This is a genomic window from Sphingobium sp. D43FB (assembly GCF_002312805.1).
In the GTDB taxonomy this organism is placed as follows: domain Bacteria; phylum Pseudomonadota; class Alphaproteobacteria; order Sphingomonadales; family Sphingomonadaceae; genus Sphingobium.
In genome coordinates, this window is the sequence record NZ_NMUA01000234.1 from 1 (window position 1) to 406 (window position 406).

Annotated in this window: 1 protein-coding gene; it reads right to left on the reverse strand. The window is 61.1% G+C overall.

Features of this window, described 5'->3' with window-relative positions; all coding sequences use genetic code 11:
- Positions 1-248: dynamin family protein (locus SxD43FB_RS24170; protein ID WP_217988855.1), on the reverse strand; the 248-nt coding region annotated here is incomplete at its 3' end.
- Positions 249-406 lie beyond the last annotated feature (158 nt).

Sequence of the window (406 nt, forward strand, 5' to 3'; positions counted from 1 at the left end):
CGCTCGGCATGGCAGTAGGTGACGCCACCAAACGCCTTGGCGCGCGACCGGTGCTCGACACGGGTGAGGCATGCCGTCGTGGCCTCATTGGCCGCATGGAGCAACTCCTGGCCGATCAGCGCATTGATGAACGAAGTCTTGCCGGCGCTCATGGTCGCCAGCACCAGCACGTCGAACGAGCGTGATGGCATGACGGTAGAAGGCTTGCTACGCACTGGCTTTTTTTTACTGCGGGCCTTGGTGGCCATCAAATGACTATCCCTAATGCTGGAGGTATATGGCCTGCGAGTGTTCCATGGTGGTGCGACACGGCATGTCGCATCCTCAGGCCGGGTAAAGCTCCCGAGTCCGAACCAGTGCTGAGGTGATCTGCTCGACCCACGCCTGCGGCGCGTGTACGCGGATA